Here is a 20,691-nt window from a genome sequence, read left to right on the forward strand (position 1 = left end):
ATGGCATTCGGTGTAAAGATCGCCAAGGGCAAGGCCTACAAGGCCGCTGCCATCAAGCGGCGTCACATCCGCGTACGCAAGAAGGTCTCGGGCACGCAGGTCCGCCCGCGCCTCGTTGTGACGCGTTCCAACCGCCACATGGTGGCCCAGGTCATCGACGACATCGCGGGCCACACGCTCGCGTCGGCGTCGACCCTGGACACGTCGATCCGCGGCGGCGACGCAGACAAGAGCGCCCAGGCACAGAAGGTGGGTGCCCTGGTCGCCGAGCGCGCCAAGGCCGCCGGTGTCGAGGCTGTCGTGTTCGACCGTGGTGGCAACCAGTACGCCGGGCGGATTGCCGCTCTGGCTGACGCCGCCCGTGAAGCCGGGCTGAAGTTCTAAGCCCCGGTTCCGGAGCTAGCGGACGTAACAGAGAGAGGTAATTCCAATGGCTGGACCCCAGCGCCGCGGAAGCGGTGCCGGTGGCGGCGAGCGGCGGGACCGGAAGGGCCGTGACGGTGGCGCTGCCGCCGAGAAGACCGCGTACGTAGAGCGTGTCGTCGCGATCAACCGTGTTGCCAAGGTCGTGAAGGGTGGTCGTCGCTTCAGCTTCACCGCGCTGGTCGTGGTGGGCGACGGTGACGGCACCGTGGGTGTCGGTTACGGCAAGGCCAAGGAGGTGCCGGCCGCCATCGCCAAGGGTGTTGAGGAGGCCAAGAAGCACTTCTTCAAGGTCCCCCGTATCCAGGGCACCATCCCGCACCCGATCCAGGGTGAGAAGGCGGCGGGCGTCGTCCTGCTCAAGCCCGCGTCCCCCGGTACCGGCGTCATCGCCGGTGGCCCGGTGCGTGCCGTGCTCGAGTGCGCCGGCGTCCACGACATCCTGTCGAAGTCGCTCGGTTCGTCGAACCCGATCAACATCGTGCACGCGACCGTGGCGGCCCTCCAGGGTCTGCAGCGTCCCGAGGAGATCGCGGCCCGCCGCGGTCTGCCCCTCGAGGACGTCGCCCCCGCGGCTCTGCTTCGTGCGCGTGCGGGAGCGGGTGCGTGATGGCCCGTCTCAAGATCACGCAGACGAAGTCGTACATCGGCAGCAAGCAGAACCACCGCGACACCCTTCGTTCGCTGGGCCTCAAGCGGCTCAACGACGTGGTTGTCAAGGATGATCGTCCCGAGTTCCGCGGCATGGCGAACACCGTGCGGCACCTCGTGACGGTTGAGGAGGTCGACTGACATGGCGGAGCAGAAGCCGCTGAAGGTCCACAACCTCCGTCCTGCCCCCGGAGCCAAGACCGCCAAGACCCGTGTGGGCCGTGGCGAGGCGTCCAAGGGCAAGACCGCGGGTCGTGGCACCAAGGGCACCAAGGCCCGTTACCAGGTTCCGGAGCGCTTCGAGGGCGGGCAGATGCCCCTCCACATGCGTCTCCCGAAGCTCAAGGGCTTCAAGAACCCGTTCCGTACCGAGTACCAGGTCGTGAACCTGGACAAGCTGGCCGAGCTCTACCCGCAGGGTGGCGAGGTCACGGTGGCCGATCTGGTCGACAAGGGTGCGGTCCGTAAGAACAGCCTCGTCAAGGTCCTGGGCCAGGGCGAGATCTCCGTGGCACTGACGGTTTCGGTTGACGCCGCTTCCGGCTCCGCCAAGGAGAAGATTGCCGCCGCCGGCGGCTCCGTCACCGAGCTTGTCTGAGACGTCTCGGACAAGTTGATGGACTGAACACCCAACCGGGGATGCCTCTCATAAGGGGCATCCCCGGTTGGTCGTTCCTAGGGGGGCAGGTACGCCGGTAAGGTGGCGTGCACTGTTGCTGTATTGAACCCGGGGGTCCGCCCCCGGACCCCGAGCCACGCGGACTCTCCGCTGGGGTGGTCGCGTGGCTTTTTGCCTGATATGTATCCGTCGATCCTCAAGACCGTCACCCTTGACGCGCGAGCGCGGGGGTCGCAGGAGGCACCGTGCTCACCGCGTTCGCCCGGGCGTTCAAGACGCCCGACCTGCGCAAGAAGCTGCTCTTCACGTTGTTCATCATCGTGCTGTACAGGTTCGGGGCGCACATCCCCGTACCCGGCGTCAGCTACGAGAATGTCCAGACGTGCGTCGACGCAGCGCAGAAGGGCAATAACAGCCTGTTCGGGCTGGTGAACATGTTCAGCGGCGGAGCGCTGCTGCAGATTACGATCTTCGCGCTCGGCATCATGCCGTACATCACGGCAAGCATCATCCTGCAGCTGCTGACTGTGGTCATCCCCCGACTCGAAGCCCTCAAGAAGGAAGGGCAGTCCGGTCAGGCCAAGATCACTCAGTACACCCGATACCTGACAGTCGCCCTCGCGGTGCTCCAGGGCACCGGTCTGGTGGCAACGGCCCGCAGCGGCGCGCTCTTCAGCGGCTGCCCGGTCGCCTCGGAGATCGTTCCGGACCAGTCGATCTTCATCACCGTCACGATGGTCATCACGATGACCGCCGGTACGGCCGCCGTCATGTGGCTCGGTGAGATGATCACCGACAAGGGCATCGGCAACGGCATGTCCATCCTGATGTTCATCTCCATCGCCGCCGGCTTCCCCGGCGCGCTGTGGGCCATCAAGGAGAGCGGCAAGCTCGCCCAGGGCTGGATCGAGTTCGGCACCGTCATTCTCATCGGCTTCGTCATGGTGGCCCTGGTCGTCTTCGTCGAGCAGGCGCAGCGCCGGATCCCCGTGCAGTACGCGAAGCGCATGATCGGACGCAGGTCCTACGGCGGTACGTCCACGTACATTCCGCTCAAGGTCAACCAGGCGGGTGTGATCCCGGTCATCTTCGCGTCGTCGCTGCTCTACATCCCGGCGCTGATCGCGCAGTTCTCCAGTTCGCAGTCCGGCTGGAAGACCTGGATCGAAGCCCACTTCATCAAGGGTGACCATCCCTACTACATCGCGACCTACTTCGTGCTGGTCGTGTTCTTCGCCTTCTTCTACGTGGCCATCACGTTCAACCCCGAAGAAGTCGCGGACAACATGAAGAAGTATGGTGGCTTCATCCCGGGCATCCGGGCAGGTCGACCTACTGCCGAGTATCTGAGTTACGTACTCAACCGGATCACTTGGCCGGGCTCGCTGTACCTCGGGTTGATCGCTCTCGTCCCAACGATGGCGTTGGCAGGCTTCGGCGGCGCGAACCAGAACTTCCCCTTCGGCGGGACAAGCATCCTGATCATCGTGGGTGTGGGTCTGGAGACCGTGAAGCAGATCGAGAGCCAGCTCCAGCAGCGTAATTACGAAGGGTTCCTCCGCTGATGCGAATCGTCCTCGTCGGACCGCCCGGTGCCGGCAAGGGAACGCAGGCTGCGTACCTTGCCGAGAACCTCTCCATTCCGCACATCTCCACCGGTGACCTCTTCCGCGCCAACATCAGCCAGGGCACCGACCTCGGCAAGCAGGCGAAGAGCTACATGGACGCCGGGAACCTGGTTCCCGACGAGGTCACCATCGCGATGGCGCTGGATCGGATGGGCCGGCCGGACGCCGCGAACGGCTTCCTTCTGGACGGCTTTCCCCGCAACGTCTTCCAGGCCGAGGCGCTCGACAAGGCGCTCACGGCCGAGGGGTTGCACCTGGACGCCGTGCTGGACCTGGAGATCGACGAGGACGAAGTGGTCAAGCGGATCGCCGGTCGGCGCATCTGCCGCAAGGACAGCTCGCACGTCTTCCACGTCACCTACAGCCCGCCGCAGAAGCAGGGTGTGTGTGATGTCTGCGGCGGCGAGCTGTACCAGCGGGACGACGACTCCGAGGAGACGGTCCGTACGCGGCTGGAGGTCTACCACACGCAGACCGAGCCGATCATCGACCACTACCGCGAACAGGGCCTCGTCGTCACCATCTCCGCGCTGGGCAAGGTCGTCGAGGTGACCAAGCGCGCGATGGCGGCTCTTGAGGAGGGTGGCCGGGCCGCGTAGGTCCGGTTCACCGAGCATCACCAGGTACGGCACAGTGATACGGCCGGGGCGCCCCGTAGCGGGCACCACGGCCGTACTGCTGTCCGGCTACCGTAGGTGTCCCGTCGCGGACGCCGACAGAGACAGCATTCCTTCTTCGACCGAGTGAGGCAGGCCGCCGTCATGGTGGAGATCAAGACCCCCGAGCAGATCGCGAAGATGCGTGAGGCCGGGCTGGTCGTCGCGGCGATCCACGCGGCGACCGGCGAGGCCGCGGTGCCGGGCGCCACCACGAAGGACCTGGACGAGGTCGCGCGCAAGGTCCTCGCCGAGCACGGCGCGAAGCCCAACTTCCTTGGCTACGGCGGGTTCCCCGCGACGATCTGCACCTCGGTCAACGAGGTGGTGGTGCACGGGATCCCGGACACCAAGACCGTACTGAAGGACGGCGACATCATCTCCGTCGACGCCGGCGCGATCGTGGACGGCTGGCACGGCGACGCGGCCTTCACCGCGTTCGTCGGCGACGGTCACGCCCCGGAGCTGGTCGAGCTCTCGCGGGTGACGGAGGAGTCGATGTGGGCCGGGATCGCCGCGATGCGGCTCGGTGCCCGGCTGGTCGACGTCTCCCGGGCGATCGAGACGTACATCCGCCGCCAGCCGAAGCCCGGCGGCGGCAAGTACGGGATCGTCGAGGACTACGGCGGCCACGGCATCGGCAGCCAGATGCACATGGACCCGCACCTGCTGAACTACGTCTCACGCAAGCGCGGCAAGGGTCCGAAGCTGGTGCCCGGCTTCTGCCTGGCGATCGAGCCGATGGTATCGCTCGGCACGCCGCACACCGAGGTCCTTGCCGACGAGTGGACGGTCATCACGACCGACGGCACGTGGTCCTCGCACTGGGAGCACTCGGTCGCCCTGACGGAGGACGGCCCCCTGGTCCTTACGTCGGTCGACGGCGGCAAGGCGAAGCTGGCGGAACTGGGCGTGACAGCTGCGCCGGATCCCCTGGCGTGACGGGGTGGTCCGGCCCGGTCGGCCGGACGGAGTCCGGCGCAGCCGCGCGAAGCTTGTGAGGCGCCCTGGCGCCGAGCCCGCGAGCGGGGCGTTGAGAGGATCAGTCCCCCTGGCGTGACGGGGCGGCACCGCTCCTGGGCCGTACGGGTGGGGCGGGAGATCGGGGGGTTGACGATCTCCCAGGGTGGGCAAACTCAACGATTCGTGTTTTCGAGTGCCCTGCCGTAGACTGACGCGTCGGCTCTGGTGTACCCGTGTGTCCACATACGGGGGTCCAGAATCGACCAAGGTAGCCGATTCGAAGGGCGAAGCGTGGCCAAGAAGCAAGGTGCCATCGAAATTGAGGGCACCGTGATCGAGTCTCTCCCGAACGCCATGTTCAAGGTGGAGCTCCAGAACGGTCACAAGGTCCTCGCGCACATCAGCGGCAAGATGCGGATGCACTACATCCGGATCCTGCCCGATGACCGGGTAGTGGTGGAGCTGTCTCCCTACGACCTGACGCGTGGCCGGATCGTCTACCGATACAAGTAGATCTTGCCTCACCCCCTTTCCGGGGTGCCGGCACTGACCCGGAGAACCTCACACCATGAAGGTCAAGCCGAGCGTCAAGAAGATCTGCGACAAGTGCAAGGTGATCCGCCGTCACGGCCGGGTCATGGTCATCTGCGACAACCTGCGCCACAAGCAGCGCCAGGGCTGACGTACGACCCCCTGCATCTCGCAGTACTTCGCGCGACGCGAGCGACAACGTATATACGCAGTGTCCGACGTCATCCGCACCAGCTGATGGCGCCGACACCTCCGGCGGAGGCCGGGGACCCGGAGAGAGCACGACCGTCCGGGAGAGTCACTGCGGAAGACCTCCGAAATCACACAGGAGCCATGCATGGCACGCCTCGCAGGCGTTGACCTCCCGCGCGAAAAGCGCGTCGAGGTCGCCCTCACCTATGTCTTCGGCATCGGGCGCACCCGGTCCAAGGAGGCCCTCGCCGCCACCGGCGTCGACCCGAACGTCCGTGTCCGCGACCTTGCCGAGGAAGACCTCGTCAAGCTCCGTGAGTACGTGGACGTGAATCTCAAGACCGAGGGTGACCTCCGTCGCGAGATCCAGGCCGACATCCGCCGCAAGGTGGAGATCGGCTGCTACCAGGGTCTGCGTCACCGTCGCGGCCTGCCGGTCCACGGCCAGCGCACGAGCACGAACGCACGTACCCGCAAGGGTCCGCGTCGCGCCATCGCCGGCAAGAAGAAGCCGGGCAAGAAGTAGTCCTCAGCGGACGCTCATCAGCGGTCTTCGCTGTAGGACCGACCACCTCCCGTAGGAGTAATAGATGCCCCCCAAGGGTCGTCAGGGCGCTGCCAAGAAGGTGCGCCGCAAGGAAAAGAAGAACGTCGCTCATGGGCACGCCCACATCAAGAGCACGTTCAACAACACCATCGTCTCGATCACGGACCCCTCGGGCAACGTGATCTCCTGGGCCTCCGCCGGCCACGTCGGCTTCAAGGGCTCGCGCAAGTCCACCCCCTTCGCCGCGCAGATGGCCGCCGAGTCGGCCGCCCGCCGCGCGCAGGAGCACGGCATGCGCAAGGTCGACGTCTTCGTCAAGGGTCCCGGCTCCGGCCGTGAGACCGCGATCCGCTCGCTCCAGGCCACCGGCCTGGAGGTGGGTTCGATCCAGGACGTCACCCCCACCCCGCACAACGGCTGCCGCCCCCCGAAGCGTCGCCGCGTTTGATTCTTCGCACCCCCTGAGGGTGCGGATCGCGGGCGGTACGGGGCCTTCGTCCCGTACCGCCCGCTCGGGCTCTCCCGCCATCCCCAGCGGGCTCCCGACGCCGGCTACGGCCACTCGCCGCGTTGGCGAAACATCCACATAGCACCACTATGAGGATGTCCCGCCGCCTTGCGACTGACCGCATCCGACGCCGGTCGCTGATCCACTGGGGATGACGGGAAAGCCCGTACCCTTGTTCTGTTGGCATCAAATAGCGGGTGCCAAGACTGGAGGCATTTCCATGCTTATCGCTCAGCGTCCGTCGCTGACCGAAGAGGTCGTCGACGAATACCGCTCGCGGTTCGTGATCGAGCCCCTGGAGCCGGGTTTCGGCTACACGCTCGGTAACTCTCTGCGTCGTACGCTCCTCTCCTCGATCCCCGGAGCCGCTGTCACCAGCATCCGGATCGACGGGGTCCTGCACGAGTTCACCACCGTGCCGGGCGTCAAGGAGGACGTCACCGACCTCATCCTCAACATCAAGCAGCTCGTCGTCTCCTCGGAGCACGACGAGCCGGTCGTGATGTACCTGCGCAAGCAGGGTCCCGGCCTGGTCACCGCCGCCGACATCGCGCCTCCGGCCGGTGTCGAGGTCCACAACCCGGACCTCGTCCTGGCGACGCTGAACGGCAAGGGCAAGCTGGAGATGGAGCTGACCGTCGAGCGCGGTCGCGGCTACGTCTCCGCCGTCCAGAACAAGCAGGTGGGCCAGGAGATCGGCCGGATCCCGGTCGACTCCATCTACTCGCCGGTGCTCAAGGTCACGTACAAGGTCGAGGCGACCCGTGTCGAGCAGCGCACCGACTTCGACAAGCTGATCGTCGACGTCGAGACCAAGCAGGCCATGCGCCCCCGCGACGCCATGGCGTCCGCCGGCAAGACGCTGGTCGAGCTGTTCGGCCTGGCGCGCGAGCTCAACATCGACGCCGAGGGCATCGACATGGGCCCGTCGCCGACGGACGCGGCGCTCGCCGCCGATCTCGCCCTGCCGATCGAGGAGCTGGAGCTCACCGTTCGGTCGTACAACTGCCTCAAGCGCGAGGGCATCCACTCCGTGGGTGAGCTCGTGGCGCGGTCCGAGGCGGACCTGCTCGACATCCGTAACTTCGGCGCCAAGTCGATCGACGAGGTCAAGGCGAAGCTGGCCGGCATGGGCCTGGCCCTCAAGGACAGCCCGCCCGGATTCGACCCGACCGCCGCCGCGGACGCGTTCGGCGCGGACGACGACGCGGACGCCGGGTTCGTGGAGACCGAGCAGTACTGAAAAGCCTTTCCGCGGACGGCCGTTCGCGGGGAACTGACACCGGTACCTGATACGGCCGGTGCAGATATGAAGGAGTAACACCATGCCGAAGCCCGCCAAGGGTGCCCGTCTGGGCGGCAGCGCCGCGCACGAGCGGCTGCTTCTCGCGAACCTCGCGAAGGCGCTGTTCGAGCACGGCAAGATCACGACGACCGAGGCCAAGGCCCGCCGCCTGCGTCCGGTCGCCGAGCGTCTGGTCACCAAGGCGAAGAAGGGCGACATCCACAACCGTCGCCTCGTTCTCCAGACGATCACGGACAAGAGCATCGTGCACACGCTGTTCACCGAGATCGCTCCGCGTTACGAGAACCGCCCCGGTGGCTACACCCGCATCACCAAGATCGGCCCCCGCCGTGGCGACAACGCCCCGATGGCGGTCATCGAGCTGGTCGAGGCGCTGACCGTGGCGCAGAAGGCCACCGGTGAGGCCGAGGCCGCGACGAAGCGCGCCGTCAAGGAGGACGCCCTCAAGAAGGACGCGCTCTCCAAGGAGGACGCTCCCGTCGAGGACGCCAAGCCGGTCGAGGCGGAGTCCAAGGACGACTCGAAGGACGAGTCCAAGGACGCCTGACCTGATTGTTCAAGGTCGCAGGGCGGGCCCGCATCACCCCGTAGGGGCGGTGCGGGCCCGTTCCCGTTCCAGGAGGAGAAGCCGCGGGTGAGTGAGGACATCGAGGGAGCGGCGCCCGGATTCGTACGGGTGCGGCTCGATCTGAGTTACGACGGGAAGGACTTCTCCGGCTGGGCACGGCAGGCCACCCGGCGGACCGTCCAGGGGGACATCGAGGACGCGCTGAGGATCGTCACGCGGTCGGACCGTACGTACGACCTGACCGTCGCGGGGCGCACCGACGCGGGTGTCCACGCGCGCGGACAGGTCGCGCACGTCGATCTGCCCGCCGAGCTGTGGGCCGAGCACCGGGAGCGGCTGCTGCGGCGCCTCGCGGGGCGTCTGGCGCACGATGTACGGGTGTGGCGGGCCGAGGAGGCCCCGGCGGGCTTCAACGCCCGTTTCTCGGCGATCTGGCGCCGCTACGCCTACCGGGTCACCGACGACCCCGGCGGTGTCGACCCGCTGCTGCGCAGCCATGTCCTGTGGCACGACTGGGCGTTGGACGTGGACGCGATGAACGCGGCGTCGGCCGGGCTGCTCGGAGAGCACGACTTCGCCGCGTACTGCAAGAAGCGCGAGGGCGCGACGACGATCCGTACGCTCCAGCGCCTGGAGTGGGAGCGGGACGCGCACGGGGTCGTCACCGCGACCGTGCGGGCCGACGCGTTCTGCCACAACATGGTGCGGTCGCTGGTGGGCGCGCTGCTGTTCGTGGGCGACGGGCACCGGCCCGTGGAGTGGCCGGCGAAGGTGCTGGCCGCCGGGGTGCGGGACTCGGCCGTCCATGTCGTACGGCCGCACGGGCTGACCCTGGAGGAGGTCGGCTACCCGGCCGACGACCAGCTCGCCGCGCGGGGCCGGCTGGCCCGCAACAAGCGGACCCTGCCGGCCGCGGGGGCCCCTGCCGCCGGGTCAGTCCTCGACGGGTGCGGTGGCTGCGGCTGACGCCTGTGCCTCGCCTCGGCGGCGGATCTGGAGGAACGTGAACTCCGCGACGTCGTCGCCGGTGTCGAAGACCTCCTGGTCGCCCTTCACGACGTCCTTGCCGTTGATGAAGCCGCCGACCGTGAAGTACACGTACCGGCCCACCGAGTTGGTGGTCTTGCGGCAGATCGTGCCGCCCCGGCAGAACGTCGGGACACCCGAGCCGGAGAGCGAGGCCAGACCGCCGCTGGCCTCCTTCTTCGCCTTCAGCGCCTGCGTCTCGGTGGAGAAGACGGCGACGCCGACGGTCACCGCCGTACCGTCCCGGGTGTACGTGGCGCGGATGACCTGGTCGCAGGTGTTGGCGGCGAGGATCGAGCCCAGTGCGCCCTGGGTGGCGCCGGCGCAGTTCGTGGTGCGGTTCGTCGGGCCCTTCGCGTAGACGCGGTCGCCCATCGTCAGCTTCGAGCCGGGGAAGAGGGTGTCGGCGCTGAGCGGCGCCGTGTCCTTGTCCTCGGTGGAGATGAAGTCCTTCGGGTTCGGCGGCGGCAGCGGCACGGCGTCGGAGAAGGACGGCCCGGGGTCGGCGCTGTCGGTGGCCGGGCCGGGCGGCGCGGGCAGGTCGCTGGAGTTCTTGTCGCTCGCGCGGTCGCCACCGCCGCCGTCGTTCATCGTGACGACGGCCGTCGCGACGATCGCGGCGACGGCCGCGGTCGCCAGCGCGCCGCCGCCGATCAGCATCCACCGCCTGCGACGTGCCCGCTGCGCGGAGGCGTCGGCGAGCGCGGCCCAGTCCGGTGTCTGCCCCTGCGGGTCCCGCGATCCGAACGGGTCCTGTGGCGGCGGCCCGTACGGCCCCCCTTGACCAAAGCTCATGGCGGGAGTTTAGACCGGGGGGAGAGGGTTCCGGTTCCGGGGACGGAGAGGAAAACGGTTGGGAGAGCGGGGGTCTGGGCCTGACAATGCGAAGCATGGGACATCTAGAGGCCGCGCACCTGGAGTACTACCTACCGGACGGACGGGTGCTGCTCGGCGACGCCTCGTTCCGGGTGGGTGAGGGCGCCGTGGTCGCCCTGGTCGGAGCCAACGGCTCCGGGAAGACGACGCTGCTGCGGCTGATCGCCGGCGAGCTCCAGCCGCACGGCGGGAAGGTCACGGTCAGCGGCGGCCTCGGCGTCATGTCGCAGTTCGTGGGCTCGGTGCGGGACGACCGTACGGTCCGTGACCTGCTGGTCTCGGTCGCGCAGCCGCGGATCCGCGAGGCGGCCCGCGCGGTGGACGAGGCCGAGCACCTGATCATGACGGTCGACGACGAGGCCGCGCAGATGCGGTACGCGCAGGCGCTCAGCGACTGGGCGGAGGCGCGGGGGTACGAGGCCGAGACCCTGTGGGACGTGTGCACGACGGCCGCGCTGGGTGTCCCGTACGAGAAGGCGCAGTTCCGCGCGCTGACCACGCTGTCGGGCGGCGAGCAGAAGCGGCTGGTGCTGGAGGCACTGCTGCGCGGGCCCGACGAGGTCCTGCTGCTGGACGAGCCGGACAACTACCTGGACGTACCCGGCAAGCGCTGGCTGGAGGAGCGGCTGGGGGAGACCCGTAAGACCGTGCTGTTCGTCTCCCACGACCGGGAGCTGCTGGCCAGGGCGGCGGAGAAGATCGTCAGCGTGGAGCCGAGTCCGGCCGGGTCGGACGTGTGGGTGCACGGCGGCGGGTTCGGTACGTACCACGAGGCCCGCAAGGAACGCTTCGCGCGCTTCGAGGAGCTGAAGCGGCGCTGGGACGAGGAACACGCGCGGCTGAAGGCGCTGGTGCTGCGGCTGCGGCAGCAGGCGGCGATCAGCCCCGACATGGCCTCGCGCTACCGGGCGATGCAGACGCGCTTCAAGAAATTCGAGGACGCGGGACCGCCGCCGGAGCCGCCGCGGGAGCAGGACATCCGGATGCGGCTCAAGGGCGGCCGGACCGGGGTACGGGCGGTGACCTGCGAGAACCTGGAGCTGACCGGGCTGATGAAGCCGTTCTCGCTGGAGATCTTCTACGGCGAGCGGATCGCGGTCCTCGGGTCGAACGGCTCCGGCAAGTCCCACTTCCTGCGGCTCCTCGCGGGCGACACGTCCGTCGCGCACACGGGGTCGTGGAAGCTGGGCGCGCGCGTCGTGGCCGGCCACTTCGCGCAGACGCACGCGCATCCGGAGCTGCTGGGGCGGCCCCTGGTCGACATCCTGTGGACCGAGCACGCGAAGGACCGGGGCGGCGCGATGAGCGTGCTGCGGCGCTACGAGCTGGAGCGGCAGGGTGACCAGCCGTTCGACAAGCTGTCGGGCGGGCAGCAGGCGCGCTTCCAGATCCTGCTGCTGGAGCTGCGCGGGACGACGGCGCTGCTGCTCGACGAGCCGACGGACAACCTGGACCTGGAGTCGGCGGAGGCCCTGCAGGACGGGCTTGAGGCGTACGAGGGGACGGTGCTGGCGGTCACGCACGACCGGTGGTTCGCGAAGACCTTCGACCGGTATCTGGTCTTCGGGTCGGACGGGGTGGTGCGGGAGACGGTGGAGCCGGTGTGGGACGAACGGCGGGTGGTACGGGCGCGCTAGGCGCCCGGGGCCGGGCCTCGTTTTGACCCGTACGGCGCACCCTGGGTATCCTTCTGGTTCGTTATGCGTATTGGCTTGTTCATTCTCACGTGAGAGGCCCTTACGCCGGTCCACCGGGCCGATGATCCAGCGGCAGGCACGGGTTGCGTCCCCGTATGTCTGCCAGGGCTGTCGTGATCGTCCGGGTGGCCTTGTCAGGACCCACTCACTGAAGAAGCGAAGGCTACGACCGTGCGTACGTACAGCCCCAAGCCCGGCGATGTCACGCGCCAGTGGCACATCATCGACGCGCAGGACATCGTCCTGGGCCGTCTGGCGACTACGGCAGCGAACCTCCTCCGGGGCAAGCACAAGCCGATCTACGCCCCTCACATGGACATGGGCGACTTCGTCGTCATCATCAACGCCGACAAGGTGCACCTGTCCGGCAACAAGAAGACCCAGAAGATGGCGTACCGCCACTCCGGCTACCCGGGTGGTCTGCGTTCCGTCCGCTACGACGAGCTGCTGGCCAAGAACCCCGAGAAGGCCGTCGAAAAGGCCATCAAGGGCATGATCCCCAAGAACACCCTGGGCCGTCAGATGCTCTCGAAGCTGAAGGTCTACGCGGGGGACCAGCACCCGCACGCCGCTCAGCAGCCGGTCCCGTTCGAGATCACCCAGGTCGCGCAGTAATTCCGGCCACCGCCTAAGACGAAAAGAAATCTGAGGAACATCGTGGCCGAGACCACTGCAGAGACCCCCGTGGACGCCCCCGAGGGCGAGGAGACCTTCGCCGAGGTGACGACCTTCGAGTCGGAGACCCCGGTCGAGGGCGAGTACACCTCCGAGTCCCTGGCTTCCCGCTTCGGCGACCCCCAGCCGGCCGCCGGCCTGGGCCGTCGTAAGAACGCCATCGCCCGTGTCCGGATCGTTCCGGGCTCCGGCAAGTGGAAGATCAACGGGCGTTCGCTCGAGGACTACTTCCCGAACAAGGTTCACCAGCAGGCTGTCAACGAGCCCTTCAAGGTGCTCGAGCTCGACAACCGCTACGACGTCATCGCCCGTATCTCGGGTGGCGGCGTCTCCGGCCAGGCCGGCGCGCTGCGCCTCGGTGTGGCCCGCTCGCTGAACGAGGCGGACGTGGACAACAACCGCGGCCCGCTGAAGAAGGCCGGCTTCCTGAGCCGCGACGACCGCGCCGTCGAGCGTAAGAAGGCCGGTCTCAAGAAGGCCCGCAAGGCGCCGCAGTACAGCAAGCGCTAAACGCTCGCTCGGCCTTACCGCGCCATGGCCCTTGCGGCTTCACGGCGTATGTATGGCATATGTTCGCCCCGGCGGCACTCTGTGCTGCCGGGGCGTTCGTTTTCCGAGCTTTCCTGATCCCCTGGACGATCCGTCGGGCCATCCCCGTGTTCTCCTTGGATCTTGGCGAAGCTCTTCGGGGCATTTTCTGAGCACTTTCGGAGGGACAGCTGTGGGACGACTCTTCGGCACGGACGGCGTGCGCGGCGTCGCCAACGCGGATCTGACGGCGGAGCTTGCGCTCGGCCTCTCGGTCGCGGCGGCGCATGTACTCGCCGAGGCGGGCACGTTCGAGGGCCATCGGGCGACGGCGGTGGTCGGGCGTGATCCGCGCGCCTCCGGTGAGTTCCTGGAGGCCGCCGTGGTGGCGGGTCTCGCGAGCGCGGGCGTGGACGTCCTGCGCGTCGGTGTGCTGCCCACCCCCGCGGTGGCGTATCTCACCGGCGCGCTGGGCGCCGACCTCGGCGTGATGCTGTCCGCGAGCCACAACGCCATGCCGGACAACGGCATCAAGTTCTTCGCGCGCGGCGGTCACAAGCTCGCCGACGAGCTGGAGGACCGTATCGAGGCCGTCTACGACGAGCACCGCACGGGTGCCCCGTGGGGGCGGCCGACCGGCGCCGGCGTGGGCCGGGTCCGGGAGTACGACGAGGGCTTCGACCAGTACGTCGCGCACCTCATCGGCGTGCTGCCGAACCGGCTCGACGGGCTCAAGGTCGTCCTGGACGAGGCGCACGGCGCCGCCGCCCGCGTGTCGCCGGAGGCGTTCACGCGCGCCGGCGCGGAGATCGTCACCATCGGCGCCGAGCCCGACGGCCTGAACATCAACGACGGCTGCGGCTCCACCCACCTGGACCTGCTCAAGGCCGCAGTGGTCGAGCACGGCGCGGACCTCGGCATCGCGCACGACGGTGACGCCGACCGCTGCCTGGCCGTGGACGCGACCGGCGCGGAGGTCGACGGCGACCAGATCCTCGCCGTGCTGGCCCTCGCCATGCGCGAGGCGGGCACGCTGCGCGGCGAGGCGGTAGTCGGGACGGTGATGTCCAACCTCGGCTTCAAGATCGCGATGGAGCGTGAGGGCATCACCCTCGTCCAGACGGCGGTCGGCGACCGTTATGTGCTGGAGTCGATGAAGGAGCACGGTTACGCGCTCGGCGGCGAGCAGTCCGGGCACGTCATCGTCCTCGACCACGCGACGACCGGCGACGGCACGCTGACCGGTCTGATGCTGGCGGCGCGGGTGGCGGCCACGGGCCGTTCGCTGGCCGACCTCGCGGGCGTGATGCGGCGGCTGCCGCAGGTGCTGACGAACGTACGGGACGTCGACAAGTCGCGCGTCACGACGTCGGCCGAGCTGGCGACGGCGGTGTCGGAGGCCGAGCACCAGCTCGGGTCGACGGGCCGGGTGCTGCTGCGGCCCTCGGGTACGGAGCCGCTGGTACGGGTGATGGTGGAGGCGGCCGACATCGAGCAGGCGCGCGCGGTCGCGGGGCGGCTGGCGGATGTCGTGAAGTCGGCGCTGGGGTAGGGGAGTTGGCTGACGGGGAGGTGGGGGCCGGGTTCCGGCCCCCGGCCCCCGTCTCTCAGACCTTCTGGGCGCGGTCGTAGACCTTCTTGGCCGTGGCGCCCAGGATCTCTCCGTACATCTTGGTCGGTGTCAGGGAGTCCAGCGAGGCGTTGACCGAGACCAGGGTGCCCTTGCCGGTGGTGGTGCTGAAGCCGGCCAGCCACGGGCCGCCGCTCGCGCCGCCGGTCAGATCGCAGGGGATGACCTGCGTGCCGTGCTCCTTCTTCGTCCTGCCGACGCAGCGCAGCAGTTCCTCGCCGCGCTGCGGGCGGGTCGCCGAGTAGCCGAGCGCGGAGACGGTGCCGCCGAGGGCGCGGTTGAAGGCGATGGCCTGGCCTCCGACGACGTCGGTGAGCTCGCGGCCCTTCTTGTCGGCGTCGACCGTGAGCGCCGAGATGTCGTTGACGGAGTCGTTCTCCCAGGTGCGGGGGGTCGCGGCGGTGCGGACCGCGAACGTGCCGTACGGCATCTTGCCCTGGTGGTAGCCGGGGACGAACACCATCGCGGTGTTGGTGTTGCCGGGGGACGAGCCGCGGCGTACGCAGTGGGCTGCGGTCATCGCGGCGGAGCGGTTGGCGCTCTTGACGGCGGTGGCCGTGCACCAGGTGTCGGCGCCGCTCGCGTTGACGAAGAACAGCCGGCCCACGGTCTTCAGCGCGGTGCCCTTGTACGGCTTGGCCTTGGGCCCGGTCGGGCCGAGGTCCACGGACTTGCCGACGGCCTTGATCCGGGCGGGGGTCCAGTACGCGAGGGCTTCCTTCCGTTCCTTGGCGGTGTACGTCAGGACGGAGACCGGGTTGGGCGCGGCCGAGGCGGGGGCTGTGACCGCCGCTGTCGTGAGCAGGGCGAGGGCCGTGCCGGCCACGACGAGTCCCGCGCCAGGGCCACGAAGGCGCCGGATCGCGGGAGTTGATGTCTCTGACATGGCGGGGATCTCCTCGGTCGGTACGGGCAGCGGACCGGTGCTGTCCGGCCGGTCTTCAAGAGAGGGCGGGCCGCCGGTTCGGTTGCGCTGTCGCCGACCTGTGACAGGAGCGTGCCCGTGGCCGCGGCGGGTGCGGTGGCTACCGTGGGGACGTATGAGAACCGTGGAACTGACAGACGTCGTCGAGGAATTCGGGCGGCTGGTCGCCCTGATCGCCCTGGTCGAGGAGACCGGCGAGCGCGTGAGCGTCACGACGGACGACGGCGGGCAGCCGCGCGTACTCCTCCCGGCGGCCGAGCTGGCCGAGCTGGAGTACTGGGCCCGACGGCACGACAGCGACCCGCTCCCCCTCCCGGACGCGGCACCGGAGCGCCCGCCGGGTCCGGAGCGGCAGGGCCCGTACACCAGGTACGTGCACGCGGACGGAGTGCGTACGACCTTCACCCGGGGCCGGGCGGTCGTGGTCGAGCTGCGGCTCGCGGACGATCTCAACCGGCTGGAGGAGCGGGCGCGGTACGGCCGCCAGGGGTACATGGAGCCGAAGCAGTCGGCGGCGTTCGCCGACTTCCTCGCCCGGCAGGCCCCCGCCGGCGAGCCCCCGACGGGCGGCTGAGCGGCTCCTGTCCGGTGCCGGGACGGCCGGGATGGCCGGGATCGCCGGGATGCCGCAGAGCGCGAAGCCGCGCAGCGCGTCCAGCGCGTCCAGCGCGGCGATCCGGTGTCGCGTCGGCGCCGTACGGCACTTCGGCCGGACGGCCGATACGGGCTCCTCCCCGGGGCTTCCCTGCCCCGCGCGCCTTCCCTGCCCCGCGCGACCGGGCCCGTGTCACTCCGGGAGGCCGGAGTACCCCGAGACCACGCCCGTCGCCCACGCCCACGCCGCGATCTCCACCCGGTTGCGCACGGTCAGCTTGGACTGGATGTTGGTCAGATGCGTCTTGACCGTCCCGAGCGACAGGAACAGGTCTGCGCAGATCTCCTGGTTGGTGCGCCCCACCGCGACCAGCCGTGCGACGTCCAGCTCACGCGCCGTCAGCGCCGCTGCCGGGGCACGGCCGCCGGAGGCGGACGGACCGCGCCGGCCCTCCAATTGACGCAGCAGCCGTACGGTGACCGCGGGGGAGATCAGCGCGTCCCCGCGTCGCGCGGCCCGTACCGCCTCGATGAGCAGCGCGGGACTGGCGTCCTTCAGCAGGAAACCGCAGGCGCCGTGGTGCAGCGCCCGGCTGACGTAGTCGTCCTGGTCGAAGGTGGTGATCACGACGACACGCATCCGGTCGGCCGACTCGGGTCCGGCCAGGACGCGGGTGACCTCCAGGCCGTCGAGCGCGGGCATCCTGATGTCGACCAGGCACACGTCCGGCCGTAGCCGTCCGGCCATCTCCACGCAGGTGACGCCGTCGGGCGCCTCGCCCACCACCTCGATGTCCGGCTGAGCGTCCAGGATCAGCCGGAACCCTGTACGGACCAGGTGCTGGTCGTCGGCGATGAGCACCCGGGTCACCGAGGACGCCGTGCTGTCCGCCGCGGTCGTCTCACTCACCCGGCCGATCCTGCCATGTCCGCCTCAGGCGGCCGATCCCGCCATCTCCAGCGCGGGGAAGACGCCGACGACCCGCCAGCCGCCCTCCGGTGTGCTGCCCGCCTCCAGCAGCCCCTCGACCGCCGCCACCCGCTCCCGGAGCCCCACCATCCCGAAGCCCCCGCGCCCTCCGACCGGTGACGGCGCGGGCGGTGCGGGCGGTGGCGTGTTGCTGATCTCCACCCGCAGCCGTCCGTCCACCGTGTCCACCCGTACGGCCACCAGTGCCCCGGGGGCGTGCCGCCGCGCGTTGGTCAGTGACTCCTGCACCACGCGGTGCACGGAGAGCTCCACCTCGGGCGCGAGTCGCGCCGAGCGGGCGGTGGCGGCCACCGTGAGCGTGGCGTCCATGCCGTCCTCGCCACCGCAGAAGCCGGAGACCAGGCCGGCCAGTTCGGTGAAGAGTTCGCCGGGCCGCTGCGGTGTGCCGTCGACCTCCCGCAGCACCCGCACCAGGCGGCGCATGGAATCCAGCGTCTCCATACCGGACTTCTGGATGTTCTCCAGGATCGGTTCGATGTGTTCCGGCGCCGTCGCCCGGACGGCCAGCCCCGCGTTCGCCTGCACGACGATGCCGGTCACGTGGTGGGCGACGAAGTCGTGGAGTTCTCTGGCCAGTTCCATCCGCTCCGCCTGCCGCACCCGGTCCACCGCGCGCACCTGGTACCCGTCCTGTACGCGGAGATAGCAGCCGAGGGCGACGGCCGCGCCGATGGCGAAGGTGAGCGAGAAGGAGACCGGCAGCATGTGCGGAATGTTCAGCCGCAGCGGGCCGAGGAGCACCGCGATCCCCAGCGCGACGGCGACGTACGGCCGGCTGATCCGCCGGCAGGCCCGAGCGAGCAGGATGAGCAGGCACACCGACTCCAGCACCCCCCAGTTTCCGCCGGATTCGAGGTCCCTGAGCGCCATCACCCCCGTCAGCACGGTCGAACCGCACGCCGCGGCCCAGGCGCGCCGTCGCAGGGACAGGTACCGGTAGGGCAGTTGCAGCAGTACGGCGGCCAGCGGCCCGGACACCAGAGGCAGCAGCCAGCCGCGCTCGGCGGTGCGCAGCCCCCCGGTGGACACCACGTCGCCCAGCCACACCGCGGTGAGCACCGTGTACAGGGCGACGGTCAGCGCCCGCTGGCCGGACGAAGGGCGAGGCGGAGCGGTCTTCGGCGGGTCCGCGGTCGGCGGGGAAGGCGCGTTCACCCCGCGCAGACTAGCCAACGCGGGCCGTCCGGCGGGTCGGCCGAATGGCCGACCCGGCTGCCAGGCCGGGGAGCCGGGGCCGGAGAGCCGGGGCCGGGGAGTCGGGTCAGCCTCTGAGGGGGGAGCGGGCCCGGGTCTTCTTCCAGAGGTGGCGCTGGATCACCAGCGTGAGCGTTCCCGCGAGCACGATCCCGGCCAGGTTGACGAGGAGTTGGACGCTGGAGCCCCAGACCTGCTTGAAGTCCCCGTAGCCGAGAGCGACCGCGGCGTTGGCGGCGGCGGGGACGGTGGTGACCGAGATGGCCACGCCCACCAGCAGACCGGACTTGGCCGAGGTGAGGGAGAGCATCCCGGCCACGCCCGCCAGGATCGCCACCACGAACGAGAACAGGTCGGGGGCGTAGACGAAGGACGTGTTCGGGCGGTCGGCGTCCAGCATGGACTTGCTGAACAGGCCGAGCGCGGTCATCAGCAGGCTGAAGCCGGTCGTCAGCACCATCGCCGCCGCGAACCCGACAATCAGCGCGGCCAGTGAACGCAGGGCGAGCCGCGCGGAGCGCCGTACAACCGCCGTACAGATCCCGGCGAGTGGCCCGAACTCCGGCCCCACGGCCATCGCGCCGACGATCAGGATCGCGTTGTCCAGCACCACACCGCACGCGGCGATCATCGTCGCGACGGCGAGGAAGGCGAGATACGTGACGGAGAGGGTGGACTCCTCGTGCGTCGCCTCAACCAGCTGGTCCCACAGCACGGCGTCCGCGCCCTCGCCCGGCGCGTCCTCCTCCGCCCGGTCGGCGCGCCGGGACAGCGACAGCTCGATGTCCTCGACGGCGATCGAACCGCTCTTGTCGATGCCCAGCGCGCACAGGTCGGCGATGAGCCCGTCGCCGGCCTCGCGCGCGACGTCGCACATGACGAGATCGCCCGCCGGGTCACGGGCGGCGCCGGGCACGACGACCAGGTGGGTGGTGCCGACGGTGCCTTCCACCGTACGTACGACCTCTTCGGTCATGTCGGCGGGGACGATCAGGCGCAGATGCAGCACGGGTGGCTCTCAGACGCTCGCTCAGAGCTTGCGGAGTGACAGGCGCTGGACCTTGTGGTCGGCGCCCTTGCGGACGACCAGGGTGGCACGGCTGCGGGTGGGCGCGACGTTCTCCAGCAGATTGAGCCGGTTGACGGTGCGCCAGGTGGTGCGCGCGTAGTCGAGCGCCTCCTCCTCGGAGACCTGGGTGTACTTGCGGAAGTACGAGGACGGGTTCTGGAAGGCCGTCTCGCGCAGCTCGCGGAAGCGGTTCAGATACCAGCTCTCGATGTCCTCGGCGCGCGCGTCGACGTACACGCTGAAGTCGAAGAAGTCGGCCAGCCCGACACGGGTGCGGCCGTCCTGGCCCGGGAGGGCGGGCTGGAGGACGTTGAGGCCCTCGACGATGAGGATGTCGGGGCGGCGTACGGTCAGCAGCTCGCCCGGCACGATGTCGTACTTCAGATGCGAGTAGACCGGCGCGGTCACCTCGTCCTTGCCGGCCTTGATGTCGGCGACGAAGCGGGTCAGCGCCCGGCGGTCGTACGACTCCGGGAACCCCTTCCGCGACATCAGCCCGCGCGCCTGGAGCTCCTTCATCGGCAGCAGGAACCCGTCGGTGGTCACGCGCTCCACGCGCGGGTGCTCGGGCCAGCGGGCGAGCAGCGCCTGGAGGAGCCGCGCGACGGTCGACTTCCCGACGGCCACGCTCCCGGCGACCCCTATGACGAAGGGCGTGCCGCGCTGGGCGCCGTGGCCGTTGCCCGCGTCGCCGAGGAAGGTGTTGAGCGCGCCCCGGAGCTGACCGGTGGCCTGCACGTACAGGTTGAGCAGCCGGGAGACCGGCAGATAGACGTCCCGCACCTCGTCCAGATCGATGACGTCCCCGAGCCCGCGCAGCCGCTCGACCTCATCGGCGGTGAGCGGCAGCGGCGTCTTGTCGCGCAGCGCACTCCACTCGGCGCGGCTGAGATC

The 20,691-nt window shown here is 69.3% G+C and carries 25 protein-coding genes; 19 read left to right on the plus strand and 6 right to left on the minus strand.

The annotated features are described in order from the left end of the window. From rplR to truA, 14 genes are all read left to right on the plus strand, one after another. Positions 1–384, plus strand: coding sequence for a 50S ribosomal protein L18 (gene rplR / locus BHU15_RS30560; RefSeq protein WP_069630110.1), 384 nt, complete (start codon positions 1–3; stop codon positions 382–384). Between the two features lie 46 nt (positions 385–430). Beyond that, positions 431–1,033 carry a 30S ribosomal protein S5 gene (rpsE, locus tag BHU15_RS30565; protein WP_023539330.1) on the plus strand — a complete coding sequence of 201 codons (603 nt, stop codon included), beginning with the start codon at positions 431–433 and terminating at the stop codon, positions 1,031–1,033. Then, positions 1,033–1,215 carry a 50S ribosomal protein L30 gene (gene rpmD, locus BHU15_RS30570; RefSeq protein ID WP_023539329.1) on the plus strand — a complete coding sequence of 61 codons (183 nt, stop codon included), beginning with the start codon at positions 1,033–1,035 and terminating at the stop codon, positions 1,213–1,215. Before rpsE ends, rpmD begins: the two co-directional genes overlap by 1 nt. Position 1,216: 1 nt before the next feature. Then, the gene (rplO, locus tag BHU15_RS30575) at positions 1,217–1,672 is read left to right on the plus strand and encodes a 50S ribosomal protein L15 (protein ID WP_023539328.1); all 456 of its coding nucleotides are present in this window, start codon (positions 1,217–1,219) and stop codon (positions 1,670–1,672) included. Between the two features lie 266 nt (positions 1,673–1,938). Then, positions 1,939–3,258, plus strand: coding sequence for a preprotein translocase subunit SecY (secY, locus tag BHU15_RS30580; RefSeq protein WP_023539327.1), 1,320 nt, complete (start codon positions 1,939–1,941; stop codon positions 3,256–3,258). Then, on the plus strand, positions 3,258–3,920 hold the full coding sequence (locus tag BHU15_RS30585; protein ID WP_069630111.1) for an adenylate kinase: 663 nt from the start codon (positions 3,258–3,260) through the stop codon (positions 3,918–3,920). The genes secY and BHU15_RS30585 overlap by 1 nt, the downstream gene beginning before the upstream one ends. A 162-nt stretch (positions 3,921–4,082) precedes the next feature. Then, complete coding sequence (gene map, locus BHU15_RS30590) at positions 4,083–4,919, plus strand: type I methionyl aminopeptidase (RefSeq protein WP_069630120.1); 837 nt, start codon at positions 4,083–4,085, stop codon at positions 4,917–4,919. Positions 4,920–5,231: 312 nt separating this feature from the next. After that, positions 5,232–5,453, plus strand: a complete 222-nt coding sequence (gene infA, locus BHU15_RS30595; protein ID WP_003956442.1) for a translation initiation factor IF-1 — start codon at positions 5,232–5,234, stop codon at positions 5,451–5,453. A 55-nt stretch (positions 5,454–5,508) separates the two neighbouring features. Beyond that, a complete protein-coding gene (gene rpmJ, locus BHU15_RS30600; RefSeq protein ID WP_003956441.1) occupies positions 5,509–5,622 on the plus strand; it encodes a 50S ribosomal protein L36 in 114 nt (37 codons plus the stop codon). 186 nt (positions 5,623–5,808) lie between these two features. Further along, complete coding sequence (gene rpsM, locus BHU15_RS30605; protein WP_023539324.1) at positions 5,809–6,189, plus strand: 30S ribosomal protein S13; 381 nt, start codon at positions 5,809–5,811, stop codon at positions 6,187–6,189. 64 nt (positions 6,190–6,253) lie between these two features. Continuing rightward, on the plus strand, positions 6,254–6,658 hold the full coding sequence (gene rpsK, locus BHU15_RS30610; protein WP_003956432.1) for a 30S ribosomal protein S11: 405 nt from the start codon (positions 6,254–6,256) through the stop codon (positions 6,656–6,658). Between the two features lie 280 nt (positions 6,659–6,938). After that, a complete protein-coding gene (locus BHU15_RS30615; RefSeq protein WP_003956430.1) occupies positions 6,939–7,961 on the plus strand; it encodes a DNA-directed RNA polymerase subunit alpha in 1,023 nt (340 codons plus the stop codon). Between the two features lie 82 nt (positions 7,962–8,043). After that, positions 8,044–8,571, plus strand: a complete 528-nt coding sequence (rplQ, locus tag BHU15_RS30620) for a 50S ribosomal protein L17 (protein WP_023539323.1) — start codon at positions 8,044–8,046, stop codon at positions 8,569–8,571. A gap of 87 nt (positions 8,572–8,658) precedes the next feature. After that, entirely contained in the window at positions 8,659–9,558 is a 900-nt protein-coding gene (gene truA / locus BHU15_RS30625; protein ID WP_069630112.1) for a tRNA pseudouridine(38-40) synthase TruA, read from the plus strand. Here truA and BHU15_RS30630 read toward each other — a convergent pair. Then, complete coding sequence (locus BHU15_RS30630) at positions 9,526–10,413, minus strand: hypothetical protein (protein WP_069630113.1); 888 nt, start codon at positions 10,411–10,413, stop codon at positions 9,526–9,528. The two genes, truA and BHU15_RS30630, sit on opposite strands and share 33 nt — an antisense overlap. Positions 10,414–10,499: 86 nt before the next feature. Here BHU15_RS30630 and BHU15_RS30635 point away from each other — a divergent pair, with 86 nt between their 5' ends. The 4 genes from BHU15_RS30635 to glmM all read left to right on the plus strand — a co-directional run bounded on the left by BHU15_RS30635 (position 10,500) and on the right by glmM (position 14,946). Further along, complete coding sequence (locus BHU15_RS30635) at positions 10,500–12,131, plus strand: ABC-F family ATP-binding cassette domain-containing protein (RefSeq protein WP_069630114.1); 1,632 nt, start codon at positions 10,500–10,502, stop codon at positions 12,129–12,131. Positions 12,132–12,362: 231 nt separating this feature from the next. Further along, positions 12,363–12,806, plus strand: coding sequence for a 50S ribosomal protein L13 (gene rplM / locus BHU15_RS30640; protein WP_023539319.1), 444 nt, complete (start codon positions 12,363–12,365; stop codon positions 12,804–12,806). A gap of 42 nt (positions 12,807–12,848) precedes the next feature. Continuing rightward, positions 12,849–13,376 carry a 30S ribosomal protein S9 gene (gene rpsI / locus BHU15_RS30645; RefSeq protein WP_023539318.1) on the plus strand — a complete coding sequence of 176 codons (528 nt, stop codon included), beginning with the start codon at positions 12,849–12,851 and terminating at the stop codon, positions 13,374–13,376. Positions 13,377–13,587: 211 nt separating this feature from the next. Next, entirely contained in the window at positions 13,588–14,946 is a 1,359-nt protein-coding gene (glmM, locus tag BHU15_RS30650) for a phosphoglucosamine mutase (RefSeq protein ID WP_023539317.1), read from the plus strand. Positions 14,947–15,001: 55 nt separating this feature from the next. On the opposite strand, the gene BHU15_RS30655 is transcribed toward glmM, so the two are convergent. Then, positions 15,002–15,910, minus strand: coding sequence for a trypsin-like serine peptidase (locus tag BHU15_RS30655; protein ID WP_069630115.1), 909 nt, complete (start codon positions 15,908–15,910; stop codon positions 15,002–15,004). A 154-nt stretch (positions 15,911–16,064) separates the two neighbouring features. On the opposite strand from BHU15_RS30655, the gene BHU15_RS30660 reads away from it, so the two are divergent. Further along, positions 16,065–16,523, plus strand: coding sequence for a prevent-host-death family protein (locus BHU15_RS30660; protein ID WP_069630116.1), 459 nt, complete (start codon positions 16,065–16,067; stop codon positions 16,521–16,523). A 213-nt stretch (positions 16,524–16,736) separates the two neighbouring features. On the opposite strand, the gene BHU15_RS30665 is transcribed toward BHU15_RS30660, so the two are convergent. From BHU15_RS30665 to coaA, 4 genes are all read right to left on the minus strand, one after another. Next, a complete protein-coding gene (locus tag BHU15_RS30665; protein WP_247748689.1) occupies positions 16,737–17,453 on the minus strand; it encodes a response regulator in 717 nt (238 codons plus the stop codon). A gap of 24 nt (positions 17,454–17,477) precedes the next feature. Next, the gene (locus BHU15_RS30670) at positions 17,478–18,689 is read right to left on the minus strand and encodes a sensor histidine kinase (RefSeq protein ID WP_079128475.1); all 1,212 of its coding nucleotides are present in this window, start codon (positions 18,687–18,689) and stop codon (positions 17,478–17,480) included. A 106-nt stretch (positions 18,690–18,795) separates the two neighbouring features. Continuing rightward, a complete protein-coding gene (locus BHU15_RS30675) occupies positions 18,796–19,737 on the minus strand; it encodes a DUF389 domain-containing protein (RefSeq protein WP_069630117.1) in 942 nt (313 codons plus the stop codon). Between the two features lie 21 nt (positions 19,738–19,758). Beyond that, the coding region (gene coaA, locus BHU15_RS30680; RefSeq protein WP_069630118.1) for a type I pantothenate kinase at positions 19,759–20,691 on the minus strand (933 nt) is incomplete at its 5' end.

This window comes from Streptomyces niveus, from assembly GCF_001723055.1.
Classification (GTDB): domain Bacteria; phylum Actinomycetota; class Actinomycetes; order Streptomycetales; family Streptomycetaceae; genus Streptomyces; species Streptomyces niveus.

What these genes read in the sequence shown, in the direction of transcription:
- rpsK (WP_003956432.1), top strand. Translation starts at nt 6,254, where the DNA reads ATGCCCCCCAAGGGTCGTCAGGGCGCTGCCAAGAAGGTGCGCCGCAAG.
- rplQ (WP_023539323.1), top strand. Translation starts at nt 8,044, where the DNA reads ATGCCGAAGCCCGCCAAGGGTGCCCGTCTGGGCGGCAGCGCCGCGCAC.
- rpsE (WP_023539330.1), top strand. Translation starts at nt 431, where the DNA reads ATGGCTGGACCCCAGCGCCGCGGAAGCGGTGCCGGTGGCGGCGAGCGG.
- BHU15_RS30655 (WP_069630115.1), bottom strand. Translation starts at nt 15,910, where the DNA reads ATGTCAGAGACATCAACTCCCGCGATCCGGCGCCTTCGTGGCCCTGGC.
- rplO (WP_023539328.1), top strand. Translation starts at nt 1,217, where the DNA reads ATGGCGGAGCAGAAGCCGCTGAAGGTCCACAACCTCCGTCCTGCCCCC.
- map (WP_069630120.1), top strand. Translation starts at nt 4,083, where the DNA reads ATGGTGGAGATCAAGACCCCCGAGCAGATCGCGAAGATGCGTGAGGCC.
- rpmD (WP_023539329.1), top strand. Translation starts at nt 1,033, where the DNA reads ATGGCCCGTCTCAAGATCACGCAGACGAAGTCGTACATCGGCAGCAAG.
- rplR (WP_069630110.1), top strand. Translation starts at nt 1, where the DNA reads ATGGCATTCGGTGTAAAGATCGCCAAGGGCAAGGCCTACAAGGCCGCT.
- BHU15_RS30585 (WP_069630111.1), top strand. Translation starts at nt 3,258, where the DNA reads ATGCGAATCGTCCTCGTCGGACCGCCCGGTGCCGGCAAGGGAACGCAG.
- rpsM (WP_023539324.1), top strand. Translation starts at nt 5,809, where the DNA reads ATGGCACGCCTCGCAGGCGTTGACCTCCCGCGCGAAAAGCGCGTCGAG.
- rpmJ (WP_003956441.1), top strand. Translation starts at nt 5,509, where the DNA reads ATGAAGGTCAAGCCGAGCGTCAAGAAGATCTGCGACAAGTGCAAGGTG.
- BHU15_RS30660 (WP_069630116.1), top strand. Translation starts at nt 16,065, where the DNA reads ATGAGAACCGTGGAACTGACAGACGTCGTCGAGGAATTCGGGCGGCTG.
- BHU15_RS30635 (WP_069630114.1), top strand. Translation starts at nt 10,500, where the DNA reads ATGCGAAGCATGGGACATCTAGAGGCCGCGCACCTGGAGTACTACCTA.
- BHU15_RS30630 (WP_069630113.1), bottom strand. Translation starts at nt 10,413, where the DNA reads ATGAGCTTTGGTCAAGGGGGGCCGTACGGGCCGCCGCCACAGGACCCG.
- BHU15_RS30615 (WP_003956430.1), top strand. Translation starts at nt 6,939, where the DNA reads ATGCTTATCGCTCAGCGTCCGTCGCTGACCGAAGAGGTCGTCGACGAA.